General features: G+C 49.6%; 26 protein-coding genes. 3 read left to right on the plus strand and 23 right to left on the minus strand.

Translation table 11 applies throughout. The annotated features are described in order from the left end of the window. The first annotated feature begins 66 nt into the window (after positions 1-66). Positions 67-1,032: a response regulator gene (locus BUB13_RS00490; RefSeq protein ID WP_072904788.1), complete on the plus strand. Its 966-nt coding sequence runs from the start codon at positions 67-69 to the stop codon at positions 1,030-1,032. Here the strand turns inward: BUB13_RS00490 and BUB13_RS00495 are convergent. After that, on the minus strand, positions 1,024-1,926 hold the full coding sequence (locus BUB13_RS00495) for a class I SAM-dependent methyltransferase (RefSeq protein ID WP_072904789.1): 903 nt from the start codon (positions 1,924-1,926) through the stop codon (positions 1,024-1,026). The two genes, BUB13_RS00490 and BUB13_RS00495, sit on opposite strands and share 9 nt — an antisense overlap. A 112-nt stretch (positions 1,927-2,038) precedes the next feature. On the opposite strand from BUB13_RS00495, the gene BUB13_RS00500 reads away from it, so the two are divergent. Continuing rightward, positions 2,039-2,890, plus strand: a complete 852-nt coding sequence (locus BUB13_RS00500; RefSeq protein ID WP_072904790.1) for a DUF3014 domain-containing protein — start codon at positions 2,039-2,041, stop codon at positions 2,888-2,890. Between the two features lie 56 nt (positions 2,891-2,946). Here BUB13_RS00500 and BUB13_RS19015 read toward each other — a convergent pair whose 3' ends face one another. The 8 genes from BUB13_RS19015 to xseA all read right to left on the minus strand — a co-directional run bounded on the left by BUB13_RS19015 (position 2,947) and on the right by xseA (position 9,470). After that, positions 2,947-3,150: a GSU3473 family protein gene (locus BUB13_RS19015; RefSeq protein ID WP_072904791.1), complete on the minus strand. Its 204-nt coding sequence runs from the start codon at positions 3,148-3,150 to the stop codon at positions 2,947-2,949. A gap of 178 nt (positions 3,151-3,328) precedes the next feature. Then, complete coding sequence (locus BUB13_RS00510) at positions 3,329-3,514, minus strand: GSU3473 family protein (protein ID WP_072904792.1); 186 nt, start codon at positions 3,512-3,514, stop codon at positions 3,329-3,331. An 80-nt stretch (positions 3,515-3,594) separates the two neighbouring features. Beyond that, positions 3,595-3,816 (minus strand): GSU3473 family protein, encoded by a 222-nt coding sequence (locus tag BUB13_RS00515; RefSeq protein WP_072904793.1) that lies wholly within the window; start codon positions 3,814-3,816, stop codon positions 3,595-3,597. A gap of 14 nt (positions 3,817-3,830) precedes the next feature. Continuing rightward, a complete protein-coding gene (locus tag BUB13_RS00520) occupies positions 3,831-4,925 on the minus strand; it encodes a phosphotransacetylase family protein (RefSeq protein WP_072904794.1) in 1,095 nt (364 codons plus the stop codon). A 182-nt stretch (positions 4,926-5,107) separates the two neighbouring features. Continuing rightward, entirely contained in the window at positions 5,108-7,006 is a 1,899-nt protein-coding gene (dxs, locus tag BUB13_RS00525; protein ID WP_072904795.1) for a 1-deoxy-D-xylulose-5-phosphate synthase, read from the minus strand. 58 nt (positions 7,007-7,064) lie between these two features. Further along, complete coding sequence (locus tag BUB13_RS00530) at positions 7,065-7,967, minus strand: polyprenyl synthetase family protein (RefSeq protein WP_072904796.1); 903 nt, start codon at positions 7,965-7,967, stop codon at positions 7,065-7,067. Continuing rightward, the gene (gene xseB / locus BUB13_RS00535; protein WP_072904797.1) at positions 7,957-8,187 is read right to left on the minus strand and encodes an exodeoxyribonuclease VII small subunit; all 231 of its coding nucleotides are present in this window, start codon (positions 8,185-8,187) and stop codon (positions 7,957-7,959) included. Before xseB ends, BUB13_RS00530 begins: the two co-directional genes overlap by 11 nt. A gap of 80 nt (positions 8,188-8,267) precedes the next feature. Beyond that, a complete protein-coding gene (gene xseA / locus BUB13_RS00540; RefSeq protein ID WP_072904798.1) occupies positions 8,268-9,470 on the minus strand; it encodes an exodeoxyribonuclease VII large subunit in 1,203 nt (400 codons plus the stop codon). Between the two features lie 135 nt (positions 9,471-9,605). On the opposite strand from xseA, the gene BUB13_RS00545 reads away from it, so the two are divergent. After that, positions 9,606-10,997 carry a ParA family protein gene (locus BUB13_RS00545; protein ID WP_072904799.1) on the plus strand — a complete coding sequence of 464 codons (1,392 nt, stop codon included), beginning with the start codon at positions 9,606-9,608 and terminating at the stop codon, positions 10,995-10,997. On the opposite strand, the gene BUB13_RS00550 is transcribed toward BUB13_RS00545, so the two are convergent. The 14 genes from BUB13_RS00550 to BUB13_RS00615 all read right to left on the minus strand — a co-directional run bounded on the left by BUB13_RS00550 (position 10,991) and on the right by BUB13_RS00615 (position 25,307). Continuing rightward, positions 10,991-12,106, minus strand: a complete 1,116-nt coding sequence (locus tag BUB13_RS00550; RefSeq protein WP_139249261.1) for a divergent polysaccharide deacetylase family protein — start codon at positions 12,104-12,106, stop codon at positions 10,991-10,993. The genes BUB13_RS00545 and BUB13_RS00550 overlap by 7 nt on opposite strands. 80 nt (positions 12,107-12,186) lie before the next feature. Continuing rightward, positions 12,187-13,494 (minus strand): S41 family peptidase, encoded by a 1,308-nt coding sequence (locus BUB13_RS00555; protein WP_072904801.1) that lies wholly within the window; start codon positions 13,492-13,494, stop codon positions 12,187-12,189. Positions 13,495-13,502: 8 nt separating this feature from the next. Further along, positions 13,503-14,645: a murein hydrolase activator EnvC family protein gene (locus BUB13_RS00560; protein ID WP_139249262.1), complete on the minus strand. Its 1,143-nt coding sequence runs from the start codon at positions 14,643-14,645 to the stop codon at positions 13,503-13,505. A gap of 4 nt (positions 14,646-14,649) precedes the next feature. After that, positions 14,650-15,546 carry a permease-like cell division protein FtsX gene (gene ftsX, locus BUB13_RS00565; protein WP_084091620.1) on the minus strand — a complete coding sequence of 299 codons (897 nt, stop codon included), beginning with the start codon at positions 15,544-15,546 and terminating at the stop codon, positions 14,650-14,652. A gap of 23 nt (positions 15,547-15,569) precedes the next feature. Continuing rightward, positions 15,570-16,244, minus strand: coding sequence for a cell division ATP-binding protein FtsE (ftsE, locus tag BUB13_RS00570; RefSeq protein WP_072904804.1), 675 nt, complete (start codon positions 16,242-16,244; stop codon positions 15,570-15,572). A gap of 4 nt (positions 16,245-16,248) precedes the next feature. Beyond that, positions 16,249-16,656, minus strand: coding sequence for a type II secretion system protein (locus BUB13_RS00575; protein WP_072904805.1), 408 nt, complete (start codon positions 16,654-16,656; stop codon positions 16,249-16,251). Between the two features lie 3 nt (positions 16,657-16,659). Further along, positions 16,660-17,139, minus strand: coding sequence for a prepilin-type N-terminal cleavage/methylation domain-containing protein (locus tag BUB13_RS00580; RefSeq protein ID WP_139249263.1), 480 nt, complete (start codon positions 17,137-17,139; stop codon positions 16,660-16,662). Positions 17,140-17,153: 14 nt separating this feature from the next. Continuing rightward, entirely contained in the window at positions 17,154-19,607 is a 2,454-nt protein-coding gene (locus BUB13_RS00585) for a secretin N-terminal domain-containing protein (RefSeq protein WP_084091622.1), read from the minus strand. Between the two features lie 39 nt (positions 19,608-19,646). Then, positions 19,647-20,312, minus strand: a complete 666-nt coding sequence (locus tag BUB13_RS00590; RefSeq protein WP_072904808.1) for a hypothetical protein — start codon at positions 20,310-20,312, stop codon at positions 19,647-19,649. Then, positions 20,305-20,880 carry a type 4a pilus biogenesis protein PilO gene (gene pilO / locus BUB13_RS00595; protein ID WP_072904809.1) on the minus strand — a complete coding sequence of 192 codons (576 nt, stop codon included), beginning with the start codon at positions 20,878-20,880 and terminating at the stop codon, positions 20,305-20,307. Before pilO ends, BUB13_RS00590 begins: the two co-directional genes overlap by 8 nt. Beyond that, positions 20,877-21,431 (minus strand): PilN domain-containing protein, encoded by a 555-nt coding sequence (locus BUB13_RS00600; RefSeq protein ID WP_072904810.1) that lies wholly within the window; start codon positions 21,429-21,431, stop codon positions 20,877-20,879. The genes pilO and BUB13_RS00600 overlap by 4 nt, the downstream gene beginning before the upstream one ends. Beyond that, on the minus strand, positions 21,428-22,360 hold the full coding sequence (pilM, locus tag BUB13_RS00605) for a type IV pilus biogenesis protein PilM (RefSeq protein ID WP_072904811.1): 933 nt from the start codon (positions 22,358-22,360) through the stop codon (positions 21,428-21,430). The genes BUB13_RS00600 and pilM overlap by 4 nt, the downstream gene beginning before the upstream one ends. Before the next feature lie 5 nt (positions 22,361-22,365). Beyond that, the gene (locus BUB13_RS00610; RefSeq protein ID WP_072904812.1) at positions 22,366-24,084 is read right to left on the minus strand and encodes a GspE/PulE family protein; all 1,719 of its coding nucleotides are present in this window, start codon (positions 24,082-24,084) and stop codon (positions 22,366-22,368) included. Between the two features lie 14 nt (positions 24,085-24,098). After that, on the minus strand, positions 24,099-25,307 hold the full coding sequence (locus tag BUB13_RS00615) for a type II secretion system F family protein (protein WP_072904813.1): 1,209 nt from the start codon (positions 25,305-25,307) through the stop codon (positions 24,099-24,101). Between the last annotated feature and the right edge of the window lie 37 nt (positions 25,308-25,344).

Below are 25,344 nucleotides of genomic sequence, written 5' to 3' on the forward strand. Positions count from 1 at the left end.
ATTAAGCCGGTTGACAAGAATCACATTTATTTATATAAAGGAATCTTATTATAGGGAGCCAATCTTATGGATGAGCCAATACTTGTCGTCGACCACGTTGAAGATCGTCGTGAGCATTTAGTCTCGATGCTGCAAGAGCAGGACCTGGATGTAACCCAGGCATCTTCATGCGAAGATTGTTTGAACCTGTTGCGTCAAAAAAGCTTCCCTGTCATTTTGAGCGAAACCGACCTGCCGCGAAAGAGCGGTCTTTTCCTCCTCAAAGAAGCCAAATCCATCCAACCTCAAACCGAAGTCATTCTGCTGACTCACAACGCTTCTTCTTTCACATTACTTCAAGCAATCCGCCACGGTGCTTACGATTTTATCTTGCGCCCAATCGACAGTAGCGAAATTCTCTTCAATACACTTTGCCGTGCCCTTGACCACATTCGTCAGCGGGCAGAACGAGATAACCTGCTCCATGAACTTGAAAGTAAAAACCGATCGCTGAACAGCGCTCTCCACCGATTAAAAACGCTGACGGAAGACATAAAGAAAATGGCTGAGTCGGATCAAGTCGAAGAGATTTTTCGGATTATGCTGCATGCAGCGACAACCGAACTTCATGCTGGCAATGGGCTTATCGCCCTGTTCAACCGTGACAACAGCAGTTTAGCATTAAAAATGGGAGAAAAAATTTCAGCAGAAACCTGTGGGAATTTTTCCCGTCGACTTCCAGATGGGCTGATCCAGGTCATTGCTAAACGCAGTAAACCGGTGTTGATCCCCTCGCGCCTGCCACAGGGGCTGGCAAATCTAAAACACAATGAAGAAGATCAACTGTTGAAGCTACCGGGACTGGTATCGGTTCCCTTGCAGATCAATAATCGTTCTGCGGGGCTGATGCTGCTCAGTGGTCATCCGCCAAAATTGCCGTTCGCCGAACACGACCTGCTCTACCTCAGGCAACTGGCGGTTCACTCTCAGTTGCTACTGGAAAAAGCTGGTCAAATTCATCTGCTGCGCCGTAACTGCGCCGTATCAGCCTGACCTGCGGTAGTGAAATCCCCAGACACCACGATGCTCTTCCGCCTCCGGGAAATCCTCACCTGGTTGAAATTTAGCAATCAACATCATCTGCGGCAGCAGTTCGTCAAACATGGCCTGCAGAAAATCAGGGCTGAGATGAGGGCCATTCAAGCAGGCCAGCACATCGGCGCTCCCAGCTAACAAGGAAGGAAGCTTGCGTAACAGCTTCGGCCAATCTCGTTCAGCTTTAAAGCTTTTCCCTTGATAAGCGGGCGGGTCACAAATTACCAGATCGAATGGGCCGAGGCTTGAAAGCTTCTTGAAACTGCGAAAAACTTCCAACGGCAGGAAGCTGGCCTTCCGCAGATCAATATCATTCAACCGATGATTTAAACGTCCAAGCTCCAGCGCACCACGATTCATATCCACATTCACAACTTCCTCAGCACCTGCGGTGAGGGCAGCAACCGAGAAGCTGCAACTATAGGCAAACAGGTTGAGCACCCTCTTACCTGGCGCCAAACCAGCGATCAGGTTGCGACCGACACCCATATCAGGGAAAAATCCGATATTCTGTGCCTGCCCAAGACGCAACCGGAAATGCCTACCATCTTCCACAGCATCAACGCTATCAGGCGGGTTACCTGCCAGGCAAGCGACCGGGCTGTCAGGTTGGTAACGCTGTTGAACCAATACCGCTTCCAGCCGACTAATCTGCTGCTGCAGATATCGACTCAATTGCCCTAATTCAGACTGATCACGAGGAGAATAAAGAGTTATCAGGACCACTGGCGCAAACCAGTCAATCAAGATATCTTCATAGCCGGGAAAACAGTGTCCTCGGCCATGAAAAAGACGTTTCGATTCCGTGGACAAAGGCAATCGACCCTCTATCTCTTGAAAAACACACTTCATCAAATCTCCTGTTGCAGATGATTTCTCATTTTAAACTTTATCCATATTATCAAGTAGAAATGATCAGAATTTAGAGTCATAATAAGAACTCCACAGAAACTGGAGGAATCCGATGAAAAAAATCAATCTCCTGATTTTTATTCTCGTCATTATAATCGCAGTCCTTGGTCTCACCATTTTCATGCAAAAAACCACTCAGCCACCAGTCCCTGTACAGCAGGAGCTTGCAGTTGTTGAGCAACCTGAGCCAGTAAAGAAACCGATTGTCCATTACCCGGTTCCAACACCGCCGCCTGTCACCGAGGTGCCGGATGAGGAGACACAAGAGCAATCCGCCGCTCCAGAAGTCAAAGAACCAGAACTTCCGAAAACCTTGCCGCCTATTGAGCAGAGCGATCAGACAATTGAAGAGGCACTGCAAAATCTGAAGCTGGGGGACTCTCTGTCGCGGATAATTCTGTTGGAGAACTTTATCCAGCGCTTGGTGACGACCATCGATAACCTGCCAGAAAAAAAGTTGCCACGGGCGCATCTGCCGATCGTGCCGCCGAAGCCACCCTTTATCGTTGCGGGAACCGAAGACTCACCACAAACCAGTCGGCGCAATTTCGCCCGTTATGCAAATCATGTCAAGCTATTGGAAACCCTTGACAGCTCACTGGCACTGAAACTTTACATCCATTTCTACCCGTTGTTCCAGACAGCGTATGAGCAGCTTGGTTACAACAATGCTTATTTTAATGACCGTCTGGTTTATGTTATCGGCCACCTGCTGGAAACACCGGAGCCGAATGAACCGATCGCGTTGACCCAGCCGGTTATCGTTTACAAATACGCAGACCCTTTACTGGAACAGTTGTCAACCGGCCAGAAGATGCTGTTGCGCATTGGTCCTGAAAATCGCAGCAAAGCAAAAAAAATACTAGCAAGCTACCGAGACAAGCTGATCAATCTTCACCCATAAAAAAAGCCCACCTTCTCGACTGAGAAGATGGGCTTTTTCACAACATCTTTTCGTTATCAATAAATCATATCGGCCAAACGCCGCTCAGGGCCTTTGTAGTTACGGTGTGCAAAGCGGCGGACAGGATCAATGCCGGGGTAAACCCATCCATCTGCCCGCTGGAACTTAACAATACTATCCTGTTCAATCAAGTTCTGCAGTGCTTGAGTCTCCACCATATCCATCATGCCATCTTGATAAACTACAGGAACTTCTCTCATTGCGCACCTCCTTGTAGATTTCAATAATACCACTTCAGATAGTTTGAGGCAAACCATGCGGCGGAAAAAACAACTACGAATTAGACACTTAACTCTTACTAACGGACACGATAAAAATCATTACACAAAATCAAAGCAGCAAAAAGCCCGGCGATAGCCGGGCTAAATCAGTCTTTTCTCAACTCCTGCGTTCGGGACCTGCGTAAGCGTGATCCCCCCCGTTACGGATCGGGTCAAAACCGACGGTCACCCAACCGGTTGAGCGCATAAATTGAATAATTTTCCTTTTATCAATCAGCTTTTGCAGCTTACGTGGTGGCACCTGTTCTATCTTACCGGTGCTGTGACGTACCCGTATCAACATTCCATTCCCTTTTCAATTGAGTGCCTAGAAAATATTTCCAGCGAATGGCAGAATAGCAAATCCTGCGTATACGACACCAGCTATTTTCTTTTCCCCCCTTCAAGTTCATAGAGGAGCCCGCCACGACGCTCTGGACCCCGGTAATTCCCACGCAGTGAACTGCGAATCGGATCTTTACCCAGAGTCACCCAACCAGTGGAACGTTCAAACTGTTCGATTTCACTCATCACAATCAACTCGTCAAGCTTACGTGATGGGACTAAATCGATTCTGCCATCTTTATAACGCACCCGAATCAACATTTTTCCACCTCCGGCTAGTCAAGCAAAGCATCTATCGCTTCAAAGTCAAATCGTTTCTCGGCAAGTTCAGTTATCAAATGTAATTTATGCTTGTCTTCGTAAGTAATCTTCGAGACATCATCTTTAAGGATCTCAAAAACATCGGATGTAGTTCGCCCTGCACGCATATAGGGAATACCACTGTCATCAATAATCTGCTTGGTGATATGACTAATCTGGCCTACACCCGGGATAATAATACCCGCCAGTTTTTGCCTATACTCCCCAATCCGGTAAAGATTGGCCATCGTCACCAGGAGCTCATCACGGCTGCTATTGACGATAACCAGGGATGAATCCTTCAGCAATTCGGCTACACGCTGGGCTGAAGCAGCTCCGATCTGAATGTTGTGGACAATGCGCTGCTGCTCTTCTTCTGTTGCGTGCAACTTGATCCCCAGCACATTTGCGATCCTGCGTAGGGTGGGGTTTGCGAGGATTGGCTGGTAATTAAAACCACCAATCACACCAATCCCCTCCGGTTCAAACGCCCTCCGCAGATAACGCAGAGTCTGTTCTCGTTTTTCCGGGATAATTTTGTTGACCAAAACCGCTTTAACGTCTGCACGCTCCTTTTGGAATAATGCATAATTCATCATTGCCGAATCAACAACATTTCCCAATCCACCACCGGTCACCATCAACACAGAAGCACCAGTTTCTCTGGCGATCCGCGCATTATTACAACCAATCACAGAACCGACACCGGTGTGGCCTGCACCTTCGATTATCAGGAAATCGTTTTTTGCATCCAGCTCTGCAATGGCATTAAACATCTCCTGCGCCACCTGTTCACGGGGCAGATCACCATCCATAACCCTACGGGTATCGCCTTGACCGAGCACAAATGGCGACATCAGCGGCAGGTCCTCTTCCAGTCCAAACATCCGGGCAATGAGGATTGCATCTTTATCGGCAACAAGACCATTAAATTTTACAGGTTTCGGACCAATCGGCTTGATAAAGCCGACCCGGTCATATTTCTTCCTTGCCATATGCATAAGCGACAGACTCGTTGTGGTCTTACCACTATTCATACCTGTTGCTGCAATAAAAATTTTTCGGGCCATAGAATCTCCTTATCAGAGTCCCGAATAGTACAATATTTCTTGTAAAGAAAAAATCTAAACCCGCGGCAGATGATGTATACAGTCGCACAAGTTACAAAAAAAGCGCCCTTTACAAAGAACGCTTTTGTTTGAGTATAAAGAAAACAAGATCAAATGCAATTCCAGCCCAGCCAGAAACAAGCCTAACTCGCCGAGGCTGCTTGCTTGGCGTTCAACGATTTAAGAACAGTCGTCACCAAACCATCCGCATTGATCCCAAGTTGAGCCCGCAGCTCTGCTTGGCTTCCCTGCTCGACAAAGCTGTCAGGGATACCAACACGTATTACGGGCACTGTCATTCCGGCATCACTAAGTAGCTCCAACACAGCAGCGCCAAAACCACCTTGGAGTGCATTTTCTTCGGCGGTCACAACCAAAGGAGATTTTTCCGCCTGCGAAATCAGCAGCTCGCGATCAAGTGGCTTGATAAAACGCGCATCAACAATAGCCGCATCGATTCCCTGCTGCGATAACAGCTTTGCTGCTTCCAGCGCTTCGCCGACCATCACACCGATGGCGATGATCAGAACGTCAGCCCCTTCACGCAACAACTCGCCTGTGCCAATCTTTACAGTTTCGATTTCATTCGGTAACGGCAACCCGACGCCGCTACCGCGTGGGTAACGGTAAGCAAAAGGCCCATCATGTTGCGCTGCAGTTTTCATAATTTTACGCATTTCAACTTCATCTCGCGGCACAGCGAACGTCAGATTGGGAACATGACGCATAAAAGACATATCGAACACACCATGGTGAGTCGGCCCGTCTGCACCGACAAGCCCACCCCGGTCCATCGCGAAGGTGACCGGAAGGTTCTGCAGGCAAACATCATGTACAACTTGGTCGTAAGCCCGTTGCATAAAGGTTGAATAAATTGTAACAACCGGCCGCAAGCCCTGGCAGGCCAGGCCAGCTGCGAATGTCACTGCATGCTGTTCCGCAATACCGACATCGAAAAACCGATCAGGGTGAGCAGCGGCAAATGCATTCAAGCCAGTCCCTTCTGCCATCGCGGCAGTAATGGCAACCACACGATCATCTTCGTTAGCGAGTTCGACCAGTGTTTTTCCGAAAACACCCGTGTAGGACGCAGCACTGCCCGGTTTCGCACCGTTCACCTTGCCGGTAACCTTATCGAAGGGGCCAACGCCATGATATTTTGGCGGGTTTTCTTCTGCGGGAGCGTAACCCTTGCCTTTTTTAGTCGCAATATGCAGCAGGACCGGGCCTTTAATGTTAGCGACATTCTGCAGAGTTTCGAGCAACTCGTCGATATTATGGCCATCAATCGGACCGAAATAATCGAAACCAAAGCCTTCGAAAAGCATGCCAGGAGTCATGAAACCTTTTAGTGACTCCTCTGCCTTTTTGGCGATGTTGACCAGATCCTTACCGAATCCGGGAACAATACTCAAAATACTTTCTGTATCTTTCTTGAAGCGGATAAAAGCATCAGAAGAAAGCTTGCGGCTCAAAAAGGAAGAGAGCGCACCGACATTCGGCGAAATCGACATCTCGTTATCGTTGAGAATAACGACCATTTTCTGTTTCAGGTGGCCGGCGTGATTCAACCCCTCGAAAGCCATCCCGGCGGTAAGTGAGCCATCACCGATAACGGCAATGATTTTCTGATCTTTATCCAAGATATCCTTGCCTGCCGCCATACCCAGGGCAGCCGATATCGAGGTGCTCGAGTGGCCAACATCAAAAGCATCATGTTCGCTCTCTTTACGTTTCGGAAAGCCGCTGATGCCATCAAGTTGACGCAGAGTGTGGAAGCGATCGAGGCGCCCGGTCAGAAGTTTGTGAGCATAAGCCTGATGACCGACATCCCAGATAATTTTATCATTGGGAGAGTCAAAAACCTTGTGCAGCGCAATACTCAGTTCAACAACCCCCAGTGAGCTGCCGAGGTGACCACCGTTCACCGATACTGTTTCAACAATCTCTTCACGCAACTCTGCGGCAAGCAGGTCCAACTGCTCGCGTTGCAGCTGTTTTATGTCAGCCGGAGTTTTCAGTTGTGAAAGAATTTCACCCATTGTCTCTCTTCCTCACGTCATTGCAAGCGTCGGTCAAATACGACAAATGCCTTTTCTCTCAAAATGATCTATCAACAATATAATGTGCAATTTCTCGTAACGGTCGTGCCTTGTCGCCAAAAATATCGAGCGCCGTTAAAGCAACGTCGCGAAGCTCGCGAGCCCTCACACGAGCCCCTTCCAAGCCGAGCAGAGCTGGATAGGTCGCTTTGCCCCGTTCCTGATCGCTACCGACATCCTTACCCAGTTCCGACTGATCCGCAACGATATCAAGAATGTCATCTGCCACTTGAAACGCCAGTCCGGCAGCTTCGCCGTAGCGGCAAAGTGCCCGCCACTGGTCCTCATCGGCATCACCGATGATCGCACCCGATTTAATCGCAGCCAGAATCAGCGCCCCGGTTTTATGAGTGTGAATATATTCCAGTGTCGGCAGGTCGATCTCTTTCCCCTCGGACTCCATATCGACAACTTGGCCGCCAACCATTCCGCGCGAACCGGCACTTCGCGCCAGCAAGCTGATGACGGTATTGCGCTTTTCAGCATCAACTTCGGGCCAAACTGATTTATTCGATAATAGAATGAAAGCTTCTGTCAGGAGCGCATCTCCCGCCAGAATCGCATTCGCTTCTCCAAAAACTTTGTGATTCGTCGGTTCACCACGACGATAATCATCATCATCCATTGCTGGCAGGTCATCATGGATCAATGAATAGCTATGGATCATCTCTATGGCACAGGCCGCCGGCAACACATGCTGCGTATTTCCCCCCAAGGTTTCACAAGCGGCGATCATCAGCACCGGGCGGATTCTCTTCCCCCCAGCAAAAACAGAATATCGCATCGCTTCGTGCAATTTCGCAGGAAGAGTGTCAGCGCCCGGCAAATAGCGATCAAGGGCCGACTCAGTCAGTTGAATCCGATCCTGCAGATAGGTCTCCAGCTGCCAATCAGTCTTCATCGAGAAATGCCTCGCGGGTAAAACTGCCGTCAGCTTGTTTCAGCAACTGCTCAACCTGCAGTTCCACATCCTGCAGAGATTTGCGACAGGCATCTGCTTGTTCAACACCTGTGCTGAAAACTTTCAAAGACTGCTCCAGCGACAACTCCCCGCTTTCAAGCTGAGTCACAGCGTCTTCCAGTTGTTTCAGTGCAGTTTCGAAGCCCGATTTTTTTGCCATCCCAGTCATTCCATTCATTAATGTCAAAAGTTAGATTATCGCTAGTGGAGCAAACCCCAGTCAAGCCCTTTCCCCCGAAATTAAAGCTTTTTTGCCGCCTTCTCCACAGTTGCAATCAGCTCACCAGCGGCCAGCTGAATCTGCAGCCGATCACCAGCCTCAACCTGCTCAAAACTTTTCACAAGCGCCCCTGTCTCTGCCTGTTTCACCAAGGCATATCCACGTGCCAGCACAGCCAGAGGTGAAAGAGCATCGAGCCGGCCGGAAGCAATCGCCAACCGTTCATGACAATCAGCCCAAATTGCCTTCATTGCCTGATCAAGACGTAAATATAACTGCTGCAGTTGCAGCCGCTGCAAACGGATCTCTTCAAAAGGAGCTTTCAGGCGCTTTTCCAAACCCTGCAATCGGCTTTGCAGCAGCAGCAGTCGGCTCTTCATCTGTTGTCCCAAGCGCAACACCAGCTGGTCGAGATGCCGTTCGAGATCCAATCGGTTCTGTACAACTAGTTCTGCTGCTGCGCTTGGTGTAGCTGCCCGCAAATCGGCAACCAGATCGGAAATCGAAATATCAACTTCGTGCCCAACGGCAGAAATGATTGGGATTTCCGATGCAGCAATCGCACGAGCCACAACCTCTTCGTTGAACGCCCAGAGATCTTCACGTGAGCCGCCACCTCGACCAACAATCAGAATATCCGCGCTTGCTTCACGATTAAGATCAGCGATTGCTGCACTGATTTCTTCTGCAGCGCCTTCGCCCTGAACGCGAACCGCACGCAACAAAACCTTCACACCGGCCGAGCGACGCCGCAAAACCGTGAGAATATCATGGATCGCAGCACCTGTTGCAGAGGTCACAACACCAATTGTTTGAGGGAACTCGGGCAGATTTTTTTTGCGATGCGGATCGAACAGACCTTCCGCTGCAAGTTTTTGCTGTAACTGTTCAAACGCCAGTTGCAGGCTACCGACACCGACCGGCTCCATTCCCTCAACGATTAACTGCAGATCGCCGCGCTGCGGATAAATTGATACGCGCCCGCGACAAACAACCTCGCTCCCCTCCTCCGGGCGAAAGCGTAAGGCACGCAAGTGGCTGCGAAAAATAGCACAACGCAGCTGCGACTTTTGATCCTTCAACGTAAAATAACAGTGTCCGGAAGCGGGCCGAGAGACATTCGCCAGTTCTCCCTGCACCAGAACTTCGACAAAATTGTCTTCCACCACCTCCTGCAACAATTCCACCAGGGCAGAAACGGTGACAATCTGACTATTTTCCATCTAGCAAATCCGCCTTTTCCAGCCCCTCCAGATAAAGCGAGGACGTATTATAACAGCTCGCACAGAGATTGACAGCGCTGCTTGGATCCCCTATAAATAGTTAAATTTTCTAAATCTCTTCAAAGAGGGCCTTCTATGGGACGACCCTACGTCATCACTATTTCGAGTGAAAAAGGTGGAGTTGGCAAAACAACTCTGGCAACCAACCTGGCGATCTACCTGAAAGGTCTGTCTGAGGATCTGCCAGTCACCCTGTTCAGCTTCGACAACCATTTCACTATTGACCAGATGTTCCAGCTCGGAAAACAGGAGAAGTCGCCGAACATCAGCAACCTTTTTACCGACAAAACAATCGATGAACTGGTCGTGCCAGGTCAATATGGCGTACAGTTTGTGCCATCGAGCCGGAACATCCAGGAATGTCGAGATAGCATACAAACCTGTGACCTGCTCGCTGAAAAGCTGAGTCGCTCCCAGCTTGGCGGGATCCTGATCATCGATACCAGTCCGGTCATCGACCCATTCACCCAGAACGCACTTTACGCCGCTGATCGAGTGATCGTGCCGATCAAGGACGCGGCCTCTTTGGAGAATTGCCGCCACCTGGCTGATTTTTTACACCAGCAGGAGCGGCCAAGATCAACCCTGCGCCTGCTCCCTTGTCTTGTCGATACACGCATCCGCTTTGATGGTCCTTTCCGCAATGCTTACCAGCTTCTGAAGGCTTACGCCATAAATCGCGGTTACAAATGCTACGAAGGTTACGTTGCCAAAAGTCCCAAAGTCGAATCGCTCAGCACCAATCCGAGTGGCAAAATTTTTTCCGTTATTACGCACGGCCGTAATACAGATGTCCACTTGCAGTTCATGCATTTGGCGCGGCAGGCCTATCTCGAATATCTTGAAAATGGTCCGAGCTGGATGAACGAGATTGCCAAGGAGCGATCTAACCGTGATGCGACCCTCGAACGTGAACGCCAGAAGCGTTTTTCCCAGCTCAGTAAAAGCTGCCTCTGCTGCGAGAAGGAACTACCAGAAGGAAATGTTTTGCCAGGTGCTTACTACCTGGAAAGCAATGACGCCAGCCTGAGCGGATTTGCAGAGGACAGTTGTTTTCTTGATATGATCGTTCAGGATTGTTTCGGTGAGCAGAAGGCCAAAGGCCTGGAAGATTCGTTGCGCGATCTGTTGTTGGAAACTGCCGACCGTTCATACATTCTGCTTCAACGCACCCAATTGCCGGAAGATGAGTCGCAAATCGACTTTTTCCGCCTCGATCACAACGGCGAAAAACTCTCCGGACGTAGTCTTGTGATAAAGGAAAAAGGATTTTTCAACCGGACACAAAATTCTCGGGTGCTGAAACTGTTCCGAAAATTTGATACAGAGCAGGGCCAGAAAACCCAAATGATCCTGGCCCGCAGGGGTGGACATCAACCTCTGGAGCTATTGGAGAACTACCACTACCAGAAGTTCCAGGCCGTTTTCGACAGAGTCAAAGTCGATCTTGCGGCGGAAGCTCAGTAAACCTTTGCCAACATAGATGCGGGAACAAAATCGATCTGCTGTTGTTTCAACCACGGCAACTCCTGCTGAAATGCCAGCAAGGTCTCAGGATAGGGGTGACAAATCGCAACCACCTCGCCCCGGTCGTCCGACATCTTCACCATGCGTCGAATCTGCTGGCGGATATAGGAAACATCCTCGCTGTTGTCGAGAAATATCTGCCGCGTCGCCGTAGGTACATGCATTCGGCGCGCCTCATCGTAGGCGACAGAACTGCCGATTGTCTTGCTGTCGATAAAAAACTGCCCACCCTGTTGTAACTCATCCAGCACGACACGCATCGCATGACGGTTCTGAGTATAACCGGACCCCATGTGGTTATTCCCCCCGGCGGCCCCCGGAACTTTTTCCATGTAACGACGCAGCAGACGTCTGGTTTCCATTTCCGACTGACCCAGCAGCAGCGCGTTTGGACCAGGACTCACTCTTGGATAATTACTCGGCTGCATCGGCAGATGAATCATGTATTCGCGCCCGATATTCTGTAGCATCAATGCCGCTTCTGTTGCCTTTCGACTCTCAGGCAAAATTGCAGGCGTCACCATCAAGTCAAGCGCAAGCAACTGTTCAAAAGTTTTCAGCGAACGCCCCATATCATCCATAATGATAGCAACGCGTGGACGACTGCTGGTGACGGCCAAAGGCACCCGGTAGCGCAATTCCAGCCGTAACTGTTTATTCCAATAGAGACGAACGTAACCCTTGCGTGGCAAAAGATCGAGATGGGCCGGAGCTCCTGTTTCGTTTATTCGTGCCGCAAGATCGAGTAAACGAGCCTGTTTCGGAAAATCTCCGAACATCTTCAATCGCTGCATTCGGCCCTCGCCCGGCAGCTTCTGCCAGCCTTGCGACTCCGGTCCATTGAGCAACTCATCATCTACCAGCTGATAAACCTGGGAATACCCAACGATACTTTGCACCTGCGGTCGTTCAACTTCGACCTGCCTGACTGGAACATATTCAGGCAAAAATGCAGTGCGCAACGCAACCAGAAGCACCAGACACAAACCGACGAAAGACAGCAGGAAAACGGTTGCCAACGCCACCCGGACTTTCTGGCTTTGCAGCATGGGGAATTTCTGGCTGAGTTTTGATGATTTTGATTTTATTGATTTCTTTTTCGTTTTTTTCAAGATAACTGTTCTTTTCTTCAGGCCGCTTTGCGTTGATACTGCAGGATATTCAACCCTTTAAGCAGGTCGAGCGCGCGCATCAACTGATTGTCATTTTTTTCATGTTCTTCCAAAAACTCGACCTGCCCTTCACTTTCTTCTTGAACAGGTTGAGAATTTTTCAAAGGACGGAAATGGTTTTCCAGGTCCTTTTCACGTAGCTGGTGATTTTCCTGCAACATGCCGTTATGCTGCTGAGTCACCTCGATATCGGGCAAAATACCTCGGGCCTGAATCGAAATTCCGTTGGGAGTGTAATATCTTGCTGTCGTTAAACGAAGTCCCGTATCATCACTCATCGGGATGACCGACTGCACCGACCCCTTACCGAAAGTCCGCTCACCCAGCAACACGGCGCGTCCGTGATCTTTCAAAGCTCCGGAAACAATCTCAGCCGCACTTGCGCTACCGCCGTTTATCAGTACCACGATAGGATAGTCAGACTCTGTTCCTTCGCTGGTTGCACGGAACTGTAACTGACTTCCTTCCTCTCGACCTTCAGTATAAACGATCAAGCCATCTGAAAGGAACAGGTCGGAAACGGCGACGGCTTGGTCGAGCAAGCCACCCGGATTATTGCGCAAGTCGAGAACCAAACCCTGCAGTGGCCCACCATTCTCAGCAATCCTTTTTTGCAGCTCATCCTGCAGGTCAGAACCAGTACGAACCTGAAATTGCGAAACCCTCGCATAAGCAATGCCGGGGAGCAAGAACTTGCTCTTTACGCTGTGCAGCTGAATACGATCCCGGACAAGGGTAAAATCCTGCGGTTCACTGAAGCTTTCGCGCCATATTTTAATTGTGACCTCCGCTCCTTTCGGGCCGCGAAGCAAACGGACAGCCTCCATAATCTCCAGATCTTTTGTCGGTGTATCTTCGATCTTCAATATCTGGTCACCAGCTTTGATGCCAGCCTTGAACGCAGGGGTATCTTCTATCGGTGAGACAACAAGCAGCAGGCCATCTTTTTTGGTGATTTCGATCCCCAGCCCGCCGAACTCACCGTGGGTATCGTCCTTCATGTCCTGATACATTTCTGCCGATAGAAAACTGCTGTGAGGATCGAGGGTGGACAGCATTCCCCGGATTGCCCCATAAATCAGTTCGGTCGTATCCGTTTCTTCAACATAGCTTTTCCGAATTATCGAAAGGACATCGGTGAAGAGCTCAAGCATCTGGTAATCTTTTTTTTCGTTCGCTACCGCCGGAACGAGAAAAAAGACTGAGCAACCAAGCAGGGTTGCCAGCATCACAAGTGTCGAAATAAAAACTTTTAGACGATGCATGATATCTCCTAACGGCGCTTGAGCCACGTCAGTGGGCTTACAGCTGCTCCGTCTTTACGAATTTCAAAATAGATGCTGTCACGCCCTGCGAGACCACTCAATCCAACAACATCACCGGCTCGTACAACCTCTCCAGGCTTCCTGCTGAGTTCAGCTGCCTGCGCATAAAGAGAATGAAAACCACCGGCGTGGCTTAAAATCATCAGGTTTCCGTATCCGTTAAACCAGTCTGCAAAGACAACTTTACCATCAGCGACAGCTTTAATTGAAGTCCCGGGAGTCGCTGAAATTTCTAGACCATTACTTTCATAATAGGTTCCGAGAGCTTTGTCTTTTTTGGTACCGAACCCAATCAGCACATCACCAGGAACTGGCCAGTCAAGCCTTCCCTTATCCGCGACAAAACTGACACCGCCCGGTTGCAGTTTGGGTTCAGCATGTTTTTCCTGCTGCAGTTTTTTTACCAGCCCCTGCAGCCTCCGTGCTTTCTCTTGCAAAGAGGCAAGCTCGCTATTCAGCTGTTTTTTTTCTGCTTTGACTTTTTTCAATAAACGAGCTTGCAGACGTCGGCCATCGGCAGCAACCTGCCTCTGCTGTTTTTCCTGCTCGAGCAGTGATGTTTTTTGCTCTTCCAAATCCTGTAAACGTGACAACTCCTGCTGATGAGTTTCGATCACCTGACGGTAATCATCCAGCAATTCACGATCATGCTCAACGACGCGAGTCAGATAATGATACTGCTGCACCAACTCAGTTGGCGAATCAGCAGAAAACAGAATTTTCAGCGGTCCGATTTCACCTTCTTTGTAAAGAGCAACCAAACGTTTTTGAATCCGCCTGCCAGTGGCACGGATCTTTTTCTTGCCGGCTGCAACCTGATTCTGCTGAGCAGAAATGGATTTAAGAACCTGCTGCTGTTCTTTTTTCAGCTGCGAGATCCGTCCATCTATCTTGCGCAATGTTCCATTCAGCACAGCCAGTTCACGAGTAAAACGAACTTCCGATTGCTCTTTCTGTTGCAAATCGATTTGCGTATTTTCTATACGTTGCTGGACCTGCTGCAACTGACGGCGATTCTCATCCAGATCTGCAGCAACCTCACCGCTGTAAACAATCAGCAGCAGAATTATCGAAATGGCTCGAAAACGCATGGAATCAGATACGAACAAAGCGACGCAAAGAGGTTAAACTGCCGAGGACTCCGAGCACAACGCCGGAGAAGACGAGAAATCCCTGTTGCCCGGGAGAAAGGAAAAGAAGGTCAAAGTCGGCCGGGGTTAACCAGAAAGATGTTAAACTCCGCACGAGTATAAGCTTGAACGAAATAATCAGAAAGCCGAGCGAAACAAGCCCACCCAGCAAGCCCTGCAGTGCTCCCTCCAGCAAAAAAGGTATCTGGATAAAACGCATCGTTGCTCCAACCAAAGCCATGATTTCCAGTTCGTCACGTCGCGCATAAAGGGTTAGCTTGATCGTATTGGAAACGATAAAAAGTGCCGCAAAAATCAGAAAACTACCAAGAATAAGACAGACAAATCGCAACATATCAACAAAATCATTAAAGCGCTCCAGCCACTTCTGGCCATACCGCAGATCCTCAACAGCCAACGTATTATCGAGCTGCTCGATGACTCTTTCTATTCCATCCTGATTTCGAAATGATGGTTGCAGGGTCAATTCGAATGAAGCCGGTAACAGGTTGCGATTTACACCTTCGAGCAGGCTGGCGTCATCTGCCAATCGATTTTCAAAACGCTTCATCGCATCGTCAGGCGAAACGTAACGAACCTTTTCTACTTCGGCAAAAGCTTCCAGTTTTTTAGTGATAGCTGGCAATTCACGATGGCTGACAGGATTCTCGAGATAAGCGATAACCTGGATTTCACGCGTCCAGTTGGAGGCGAGTTGTTCTATATTGACGACGACCAGGAAAAAAGTGGCAACAGTCGCCAACGCAACCGCCATGGTTAGAATGGCTGCTGTACAGAGGAGCGGCCATTGGCGCATATTGCGAACGGCTCGACGGATAAAATAGCGGATATTTTCCAGCACAGCTGGACCCTCCGGTGAGAAAATCAGCCCTCGACCGGCTGCTGATCTGCGATCAGGCGACCTTTATCGAGGGTCATAACACGACGCGGGAAGCGCCTGTGCAAGCTATGGTCATGGGTTGCCAGTAGCACCGTAGTGCCACGGGCATTAGCCTTTTTAAACAGTTCCATAATATCAAGGGTCACCTCCTGGTCGAGGTTTCCGCTCGGCTCGTCGGCCAGTAGAATCAAAGGGTCGACAACCAGCGCACGAGCAATAGCAATCCTCTGCTGCTCACCACCAGAGAGTTCCAGCGGCTTGCGCTGCAGGCGATGTTCCAGGCCAACCTCTTTCAACGCCTGATACACCTTCTTGCTCACCTCATAGCGTTTCTTTCCCTGGGCTTCCAGAGCAAAGGCAACATTTTCATAAACGGTGCGGCTCTGAAGAAGCTTGAAGTCCTGGAACACGACACCTATTTTTCGGCGCAAATATGGAATCTGACCACTACGAATGCGAGTAATGTTCTGATTGTTAATCAGAATCTGGCCACGGGTTGGTTTTTCGGCAGCATACAACATGCGCAAAAAGGTGGTTTTACCGGCACCGGACGCTCCTGTGACATAAACAAAATCCCCTTTCGGAATCTGGATACTCAGATCTTTAACCGCCGGGGACTCGCCACCATAACTTTTTGTCACATTGAAAAGTTGGATCATCAGGCTACCAGTCTCGGTAAGGAACTCCGTTGCCGCCAATCAAATCGCTACCGCTACGAATATCGTAACAACCACCCTCAGCCAGTTGCCCATTATCGGCCGGCTCTGGAGGAATACACTCCCAGGTATCGGTTTCACGGGTAAAAGGATCACGCGGAACGCCGCGCAGATACTTGTCATAAACCAGCTGCTCAAGGCTGTCCGGGTAGCTCGATCGATCAGCATAATACGCATCGATGGCTTTACGCATCAAGTAGAGATCTTCAGAAAGTACCGTCTCTTGTGCTTTTATCTGGCTGCGGCGGTACGATGGCACTGCAATGGCAAGCAGGATTCCCATAACAGCCATGACCGTTAGCAGTTCGATCAGGGTGAAACCACGCCGGTTCAGTATTTTTCGTTGTTTGATCATCAGCTACCAATCACGGTAATAGGTACCGTCGAGAGCGATCCCATCGCTCTGTGAGTAAACATCATAAATATCGTTTCCACCCCAGACGGTAGTATCCGGCTCATCATCGTATGACCGTAATCCCCAGCCGTCATCATACTTATCAAAAGGGTCGCGGGGAATGCGACGCAGGTATTTTTTTTTGAACGGAAACAGCCCTCCCCAATCGTTCCCCTCCAGTAGCAACTCCAGTTCCTCGGGATACCCACTGGCATCGACTTCAGCGAAGATTTTCTTCTGCGCAACAGCATCTTGATAATCCTTATGATACTCATCAATTGCGGTGCGAAGAGTCCGTAGTGATCGACGTAGCTCCAACTCCTTGGTCCTGATCACAGTTACCTCCGCGAGCGGGATAACAGTCGCAGCAAGAATTGCCATCAGGGCAATTGCGATAACCAGCTCGATCAGGGTTAATCCGGACTTGTTTGAAAAAACACCCACCCTCAGTGCCCCCGTTAATGAACCTCGATCTCAAGACCGATCGGTTCGGCATTCAAACGAATGCCTTGTGGATTGCGGAAGTTGGTCCGGGTCGGCTCGATCAGCCCCTTGCCTAGAGCCTTCGCCTTGAAGGTCATGCTGAAAAGCTCTCCACCTCCTGACACACCTTTTCCCCCTGCACCCTGTTTCAGACCGACGATGACCCGAGCTGAATCCTTCAGTACCGTGTGTGTGAAGACGGTCGGGCTATCGCCCTGCTTGAGAAAACCTCCTTCGGTCGCACTGACAAAATCGAACAGGTTACTGTCATACTGCACATACATCGGTGCGCTGAAAAGTTCGCTGATTTCATCGACATAAAAGATCAACGAAAATTCCTCTCCATTTTTTACCAGCTCGGAACCTTTAATATAGATCAGCGGCTGTAACATGCCACTAGGCTGTTGAACAGGCAGAGTCACTTCTTCAACTGGATCATCTGCAGTTACTACTAGTTCTTCAGCAGTGGCTGCCGACTCAGGCTCAACTACGGCCGCAGTTGCAGGCACAGCAGCAGGCACAGCAGCAGGCTCTACCTTTTCTACGGGCAGAACTGGAACTGGCGCCGCATCAACAGGTTCAGCCGCCGCTTCAGTTTCAGAATCACTGTTGATCAGCTCAACGTCTTGCTGACCCTCCAGGTACTCATCTGCGAAGGTGCCGAAATTGCGGCCGAATTTCAGGTCATCCTCACCGCCTGACCAGATGCTGGCTGACTCACGTGTCGGCAGTTTTACTGAGCGAACAATATGAGGAGTAATCGACAAAAGGATTTCGCTTTTGCTGTCGGTATTTTGGTAGTGGGTAAATAACCGCCCCAGTAAAGGGATATCCCCCAACACGGGAATCGTCGTCTTCGCTTTACTTTCACTATCGCGCAACAAACCACCGATAATAGTTCTTTCGCCGTCTTTCAGGGTCAATGCCGTATTGGCGTTGGTCGTTGTAATGGTCAAAACGGAGGTCCCGTTAGCAGTGGTAGAACGACCGGAAACGTTACTGACCTCCAGCCCTAGTTTGGTCACCACGGTATTGTCGAGTTGAATTTCCGGCTCGACGTCAAGCTTCACACCGACATCCTGATAAGCAACGTTGTCGGAAGTCGTCCCGGAATCGGTTACGGTGACAGTTACAACCGGCTCACGGGTACCGATGTGTACTTTCGCTTTTTCCTTGTTCCTGACCCGAATCTTCGGATTCGCCAGCACTTCGCTATCACTTGCCTCTTTGAGAAAATCGAAAGATGCAGCTGGCAAACCGTAAAGAGTATCAAAGCCATCGAATGAATCGACGACGACCCCGCTGATACTTGTCGCGGTCGTTGTTGGATCAGGGTTGATGCCAATATTCAACTGATACGCACCCAACTGAGGGCCAAAAGTAAGACCATCGGTGTGCAAAACCTCGATCAACTCTAGGTCAAAAACAACTTCCGCATCGCCACGATCGTTCGCTTCAATAATTTTCGCCGCCAGCTTGATAACGCCGGGAGTATCACGGATGACAACGGCATTCAGCTCTTCATGAACGTAAATCTTGCGTACCTGCAGCATGGTGCGTAGCAGGTTGACCGCTTTTTTCGCATCGATATTCGAAAGATAGAATGTGTGAATCAGTTGATCTTCAAACTGTTTCTGCTTATCCCGTGTCTTCGGGAAAAGGACGATGGTTTTACGGTTGAGAATCTTTTTATCGAGCTTGTTCATCCGCAGTAAAAGCTCAAGTGCCTGGGAAAAAGTCGCTTTTTCCAGAAACAACGTCGTCTTGTTGCTGCGAACATCTTCGTCAAGAATGAAATTGATACCAGAAAGGTTGGTCAGAATTTCAAATACATCCGGCAGTTTGGTATCAGTGAAATTCAGAGTAATCGGCTGATCGGAGATTACTTCAAGCTCAACGCCGTCAATCACTGTCAGCGCGGTCCGCTCAAGAACTTTTTTCAGCTGCAGTGCAGGTTGAAAATCTTCAACCTGGTCAAGTGCCTGTTCAACAGCTCTTCTTGCTTGCAGATGACGGTTGGCTTTAACGAAATCGGCTGCATCGATAACCAGCTTTTGTGCTTTCTGGTACTGTCCGGCAAGCTTGTAGCCTTCTGCAGCAGCGAAATTTGAACCATCCAGCTCTGCTGACAAACGATAGTGTTCACGCGCCTGCTGATAATCTGCCTGAGCGAAATATTCCTCTGCCTTGTTCCAGTGAAATTTTGCAGCTTCGTAACGTGCGGTATTCAAACGCAACTTGTAAGCATGATTATCCGGGGCTTTCTCTGTTGCTTCACGTAGAGATGCAACCGCCTGCTGATAGTCACCCTGTTGCAGTGCGTCTTCGCCGCGCTTGAATTCACCGCGGCCGGCTGCACATCCTGCCAGCACAACAACTGCCAGAAAAACACTAAACCGTGCTGACCATCGTCCGATCATTAATCGCATGCTTTTACCACTCCTATATTCAGCTTACGCTTATGCTGTTTAATTTTGCCCCGGCAAAACTGCCGGTTGTTCTTGGGTCGGTGCCGGGGAGGTATACTCAGGCACACTCGGCCGCCCTGAAGACACATTCTGTATCGCCATACGCTGCTTTTTACTCTCTGCGACTTGCAGCGTCACTCCCTTGTCTATTTCATTACGGCCTATATGGATACTGGTCGCATCAATCTTTTGTACGAGCAGGTCATCGGCAAAACGAACGCCCTGTTTAACCAAAAACACTTCTCCTTGCCGCGAGGCCAGGAACACCGTTCTTTCCCTGTCCTTCTGCAGATAGCCGAGAACTGTCAAGGGTTGAATCGGCTTCACAGCTGGTTCCACAGGCGTGATCACAGGTTTCGGCTGTGGTTTCGGTACAGGCGTGATCACAGGTTTCGGCTGCGGTTTCGATGGCGGCAGTTTTTTTATAGGTGGCGCGGGATAGATAGTGCCGAACAGGTCACGCTTCGGTTTCCGAAAAGAGGAGGCCTCTCCACCAGAAAAATCGAGAGCGTTCCCCTCTTTCGATTTTTCTGCCGCAAACGATTTAACGCTCAACGCTTCAGTCTTTCCAACCACTCGTTTTTGCCGAGGAGTTTGCTGCCAGGCATACCACCCTGCAAACCCGAGAAGTATCAATAACAGGAGCAATAACCGCGCTCTACTCATTACCGCCCCCCTGGAAGAAAGTCGTCAACTTGATCTGCAAAGCAACATTTATCCCCTGCTCTTTTGTCTGGCGACCTGCCAGTCCAATATTGTCAATCAAAAGGATACGACTAGAGTTTTCAAGCAGATGGATAAATTTTTTCACCTGTTCATAGCTGCCACCGACCGAAAAGCTGACGCCATATTTCAAAAAACCGGTTTCTTTGTCGACCTCGGGCTGATAATTCACCTGGCGGATTTCCAGGGTGCTTTTCTGCGCCAGATCGAACAATTCACCGACAAACGCGGAAAACTCCTGTTTTGGCGGGATCAGTTCGGCAAAGCGAAGTAAATCTTTTTCCATCTGTTCAACGGCAGAAAGCGGCACACCCGACTCAGCCATTTTTTCCGCCCGCACTTTAAGCTGTTGCTGAAGTTCAAGCCTGCGCTGCTGCAGATGAGCACTTTCATCATCGACAATCTGAGACTGGTAAATAAAAAGTCCCAGTGAAATCAGAATAAGAGCGAGAATAAAAAACACCCAACCGCGTGATTGTTCCCATGTCGCTTTCAACAGAGCTGTTTTCATTCTTCAAACACCCCTTCAAGCTTGATGGTAAAAGTAATCGCGGGCTGCTTATTCCCAGCGTAATCGAGAACTTCCCCTTCAGATTGCTGGTTCAGGAACACCTGTTTAAAATTATCACCATGCAGATTATCAAGCAAACGCTGTAAATCTTTGAGCTTTTTAGCCGCTCCACTGATCTGCAAGCTTGCATCTTTATAGTTGGGACTGAAACTGACGATACTGACATTCTTCGGCAGCAGGATTTCGAGCCGATCGAACAGCGCTGTCCAGCGAAAAGCATCCTGCAGCAGCAACGCTTTGGCACGCCCTAACTGTTCCTGATGCGCTGCAATCTGCGCTTTATCGAAACGCTGTGGAATTTTATCCTTCAGTTGTTCCTGCAACGTATTTATCTCTGTGCGAACAGATTCATTTTCTTGCCGTTCTAGCCCAAGTAAGCGTATTTGAAAAAGAAGCAGCAAGACCAACAACAGGGAGAAAATCAGATAGCCGAGGCGAAGTGCCTGTTCGTTGACATAACGACGACTGGCCAGATTAAGGGTCAGTTTCATTTATTCACCCTCGTAATCATCCGCTCTGCAATACCAAGAGCCGCCGCCATGGAACGTGCATCGGCATCAGTAATATGCAGCTTCTGTGATCCCACCAGCTGCAACAAAGGAGATGGCAGCAAGTCGACATTCTTCTCAAAAGCTGCCTCAACTGCCTTGCTCAACTCGTCGGTTTCCGTCCAGTCGGTGTGCAGATGGACCTTCATGCGGTTTAGAGAGCCATGAGCTTTGCGGTAACCAACCATTGAGCGATTGATCTCCTGGAAAATCCGCTCTGAATCGAGGGCAACAGTTTTTGTGCGATAAAGATCGAGTCGCCGATTTTCAAATGCCAACAGACAGAGTTGATCCGAATCAACAGCAACAAGGAAAAAGTCATTCCCAAGCTCGATCCGGCCGTGATAGGCGTTGTACATGTTCAACGCATGAAAATCGATCAAACCGGGAGCAAAACCTGCCACAACCAGAAGTTCTTCATATTGGTGCAAAACATCTGTCGCCACAACCGAAGCGAGGACCTGCTGACTTCCCGATTCATGTTTTCCAAGCAGCTGATAGTCGATACTGTATTTAGTCAATTGCGGTGGCAACATATCTTTCAGCTGCCAGCGGACAATTTCCAAACCTTCATTGTAACCCTTGAACGGGGTCTCGATTTCGAGCAGATACAGATGCCCGGATGCATCCGGAAGAGCAACGGCAATCCGCTTTTCCCGTTTGGCCAAAGGCATCAGAACTTCACGTACTGCTTCAACAAATTTATCCGGCTGCCGTACATTCGGTTCCATAACTGACGGATGCAGTAAATCATCGCCGAAACGTAGTGTTTTGCCGCCGCTCAGTGCGACACGGGAGCCACGCCGCTGAACAGCGATCGCCCGCAACCCTTCGCGGCTTATTTCTAGTCCTAAATAATTACGTCGAAACACGTCGCTTAGTTCTCCGCAAAGGTCACGCGATCAATCTCACGGAAAGTGGTTTCCCCCAGCAACACCTTCTCCAGTGCTGATTCACGCAGAAACAGGGTACCGTTTTCACGCGCTAATTTTTTCAGCTCGGAAATGGGGCTTTTATCCGCGATCCGCTCACGAATTTCATCTGTCATTTCAAGCAACTCGACAATTGCGCTACGACCGGCATAACCGAGACCGTTGCACTCTTTGCAACCATTTGCATCGTGGAAATTGGCATCCGCGCATTGTTCTTCTGTCAGTCCATACTGGCTGAGCAGCTCTGGTGGATGAGTCACCGGCTCTTTACAATGCGGGCACAACTTGCGAACAAGGCGTTGGGCCAGCACACAGTTGAGACAGGAGACGAAATTGTACGGGTCGATCCCCATGTGCAGAAAGCGCCCGAGCACGTCGAAAACGTTGTTGGCGTGCACTGTGGTAAAAACAAGGTGACCGGTCAACGCCGACTGCACAGCAATCTGGGCTGTTTCCGGGTCACGAATCTCGCCAACCATGATTTTATCCGGGTCATGCCGCAGAATCGAGCGCAACCCCTTGGCGAACGTCAGGCCCTTTTTCTCGTTGACCGGGATCTGCACCACACCTTTGACCTGGTACTCAACCGGGTCTTCGATGGTAACAACCTTCTCTTCTTCTGAATTGATCTCTGAAAGAGCTGCGTAAAGTGTTGTCGTTTTACCGCTACCGGTCGGCCCGGTCACCAGCACCATACCGTAGGGTTCACGAATTCGGCTACGCATCCGGGTTCGTTCACGCTCGGCAAAACCCAGAACTTCGAGCGTCAATCCCTTCATGTCAGCAGCGATCGATTCCTTGTCGAGAATCCGGATAACCGCATCTTCACCGAAAATTGTCGGCATGATCGAAACCCGGAAATCGATCGATTTTGTCCCCATGCGCACCTTGAAACGACCATCCTGCGGAATCCGACGCTCAGAGATGTCGAGCTCGCTCATAACCTTGATACGGGAAATAATCGGGCTCTGGAAACGGGCATCAATAGTTTCGGTTGCCTGATAGAGGACCCCGTCTACTCGGTATTTTATAACGACACCTTCACCAGTCGCTTCAATATGGATATCGCTGGCGCGTTTGTTGAGGGCATCGAACAAGGTGGAGTCGATCAGCCGAATAATCGGGCTGGTATCAGCTGTCAGCTTTTCGATGGAAAGGACTTCGTCGCCTTTATCGGTCTCCTTGATCAGCTGCAGCTTGAAATCTTCTGAAGCCTCGCGCAGAACCCGCTGTGATCCGGCTCCCCGCTCAATCAAGCGTTCGATCTGCCCTTTGGCTGCAATCTTCAGTTCTAACTTGAGGCCGAGCTGCAGCTCCAGGTTGTCGAGCGCAATCACATCGGTCGGGTTAGCGATAGCAACTGTCAGCCTATCATCCGTTTTATCTAGCGGCACGAGATTGTATTTCATCGGCACGCCGGATGGCAGCAGCGCCAACAGTTCCTGATCAAGCACTTGGTCGCTCAGATCGACATACTCGTACTGAAACTGGATTGCCAGGGCTTGCGCCAGTTGCTCTTCAGTAAAAAGCTTCTCGATAACACCGGTGTCACCGAAATTCTTTCCGGTTACCTGCAATTTTTCCAGGACGATATCGATCTCGGCAGCAGTAATCGCTCCCATATCGACGAGAATTCGTCCGAGCATTTTACGTTGGTATTTCATCTCATTATCCGCTATCAGCCGACAGTTGAGGCGAGCTGAAAAATTGGCACATACATGGCTACGATGATAAAAGCGATCAGCAGACCCATCGTCATCATCAAAACCGGTTCGATCATTGTCGTCAACCGGGTCAACCGGGTCTCGACCTCTGCCTCATAATATTCGGCGACATCGCCAAGCATTTCGGTCAAAGAACCGGATGTTTCACCGACCCCGACCATACGTAACGCCAGATTTGGGAAGAAGCCGGTTCGCTCAAGCGATTCAGACAATGAAGAGCCCTCTTCGACTCTACGGATCGCCTGCAGCATTTCTTTTTCCAGGCTCATATTGTTCAAGGTTCCACGCGACATCTGCATGGCAGCCACCAGCGGTGTACCACTTGCAAGCGTAGTGCCCAAAGTCCGAGTAAAACCGGACAGGGCATATTCGATTTTCAGAGGGCCAAAAAATGGAATCTTCAGCATCAACCTGTCAATCTTCATCCGTCCGCGTGAAGAACTCAGAACAATCCTCAAGCCGCTCACCGCTGCAGCCAGGGCAATAATCAGCAGATACCAGTAACCTTTTATCAGCTTTGAAAAACCGATCAGCAACTGGGTCATAATCGGCAGCTCGACTTTGGCATCGGCGTAGATCTGAGTAAAAGTTGGAACGACAAAAACCATCAGGAAGATGACAACGGCAATTGCTGCAGACGTCAAGAGAAGTGGGTAGAAAGAAGCGCTTTTGACTTTGGCGCGGATCGCTTCGACACGCTTCTGATAGTCCATGAAACGAGCCAGCGTCTCCGGCAGGTCTCCGGTCTTTTCGCCCGCTTTTACCGCAGCGACGTAAAGAGGCGGGAAAAAGCGTGGAAATTTACCAAAAGCATCCGACAGCACGCTTCCGCTCTTGATATCATCACGGATGTCGTTGAGGGCCTCACGAAATCCCCCTGCCTCCATCTGCTCGATCAGGGTATCGAGAATCTGAACCACGGGAAGACCGGAACGCAATAGAACCAGCAACTCTTGATTAAAAGAGAGAAAACGTCGACCAGTCAGGCGACCGCTTTGTTTTTCAGAAGAAGTGAAAAGCTGGAAGGCTTTCCGTTTGATGTGAAAAACGTAAAAACCCTGCTCTTGAAGATTCTCTTTTAGCTGCTCTTTCGAGGTGGAATCAAATTCTTTTTCTACCACCCGCCCATCGGCAGTTCCGATTTTACATATATAGCTCGGCATGGCTCAGGATACTAACATAACGCGAAAAAAAAGATTA

The sequence above is a fragment of the Malonomonas rubra DSM 5091 genome (assembly GCF_900142125.1).
Taxonomy (GTDB): Bacteria; Desulfobacterota; Desulfuromonadia; order Desulfuromonadales; family Geopsychrobacteraceae; genus Malonomonas; species Malonomonas rubra.

Bases quoted from the DNA above. Each gene is read 5' to 3' on its own strand.
- BUB13_RS00490 (WP_072904788.1), top strand. From the start codon at position 67: ATGGATGAGCCAATACTTGTCGTCGACCACGTTGAAGATCGTCGTGAG.
- BUB13_RS00495 (WP_072904789.1), bottom strand. From the start codon at position 1,926: ATGAAGTGTGTTTTTCAAGAGATAGAGGGTCGATTGCCTTTGTCCACG.
- BUB13_RS00500 (WP_072904790.1), top strand. From the start codon at position 2,039: ATGAAAAAAATCAATCTCCTGATTTTTATTCTCGTCATTATAATCGCA.
- BUB13_RS19015 (WP_072904791.1), bottom strand. From the start codon at position 3,150: ATGAGAGAAGTTCCTGTAGTTTATCAAGATGGCATGATGGATATGGTG.
- BUB13_RS00510 (WP_072904792.1), bottom strand. From the start codon at position 3,514: ATGTTGATACGGGTACGTCACAGCACCGGTAAGATAGAACAGGTGCCA.
- BUB13_RS00515 (WP_072904793.1), bottom strand. From the start codon at position 3,816: ATGTTGATTCGGGTGCGTTATAAAGATGGCAGAATCGATTTAGTCCCA.
- BUB13_RS00520 (WP_072904794.1), bottom strand. From the start codon at position 4,925: ATGGCCCGAAAAATTTTTATTGCAGCAACAGGTATGAATAGTGGTAAG.
- dxs (WP_072904795.1), bottom strand. From the start codon at position 7,006: ATGGGTGAAATTCTTTCACAACTGAAAACTCCGGCTGACATAAAACAG.
- BUB13_RS00530 (WP_072904796.1), bottom strand. From the start codon at position 7,967: ATGAAGACTGATTGGCAGCTGGAGACCTATCTGCAGGATCGGATTCAA.
- xseB (WP_072904797.1), bottom strand. From the start codon at position 8,187: ATGGCAAAAAAATCGGGCTTCGAAACTGCACTGAAACAACTGGAAGAC.
- xseA (WP_072904798.1), bottom strand. From the start codon at position 9,470: ATGGAAAATAGTCAGATTGTCACCGTTTCTGCCCTGGTGGAATTGTTG.
- BUB13_RS00545 (WP_072904799.1), top strand. From the start codon at position 9,606: ATGGGACGACCCTACGTCATCACTATTTCGAGTGAAAAAGGTGGAGTT.
- BUB13_RS00550 (WP_139249261.1), bottom strand. From the start codon at position 12,106: ATGCTGCAAAGCCAGAAAGTCCGGGTGGCGTTGGCAACCGTTTTCCTG.
- BUB13_RS00555 (WP_072904801.1), bottom strand. From the start codon at position 13,494: ATGCATCGTCTAAAAGTTTTTATTTCGACACTTGTGATGCTGGCAACC.
- BUB13_RS00560 (WP_139249262.1), bottom strand. From the start codon at position 14,645: ATGCGTTTTCGAGCCATTTCGATAATTCTGCTGCTGATTGTTTACAGC.
- ftsE (WP_072904804.1), bottom strand. From the start codon at position 16,244: ATGATCCAACTTTTCAATGTGACAAAAAGTTATGGTGGCGAGTCCCCG.
- BUB13_RS00575 (WP_072904805.1), bottom strand. From the start codon at position 16,656: ATGATCAAACAACGAAAAATACTGAACCGGCGTGGTTTCACCCTGATC.
- BUB13_RS00585 (WP_084091622.1), bottom strand. From the start codon at position 19,607: ATGCGATTAATGATCGGACGATGGTCAGCACGGTTTAGTGTTTTTCTG.
- BUB13_RS00590 (WP_072904808.1), bottom strand. From the start codon at position 20,312: ATGAGTAGAGCGCGGTTATTGCTCCTGTTATTGATACTTCTCGGGTTT.
- pilO (WP_072904809.1), bottom strand. From the start codon at position 20,880: ATGAAAACAGCTCTGTTGAAAGCGACATGGGAACAATCACGCGGTTGG.
- BUB13_RS00600 (WP_072904810.1), bottom strand. From the start codon at position 21,431: ATGAAACTGACCCTTAATCTGGCCAGTCGTCGTTATGTCAACGAACAG.
- BUB13_RS00610 (WP_072904812.1), bottom strand. From the start codon at position 24,084: ATGAAATACCAACGTAAAATGCTCGGACGAATTCTCGTCGATATGGGA.
- BUB13_RS00615 (WP_072904813.1), bottom strand. From the start codon at position 25,307: ATGCCGAGCTATATATGTAAAATCGGAACTGCCGATGGGCGGGTGGTA.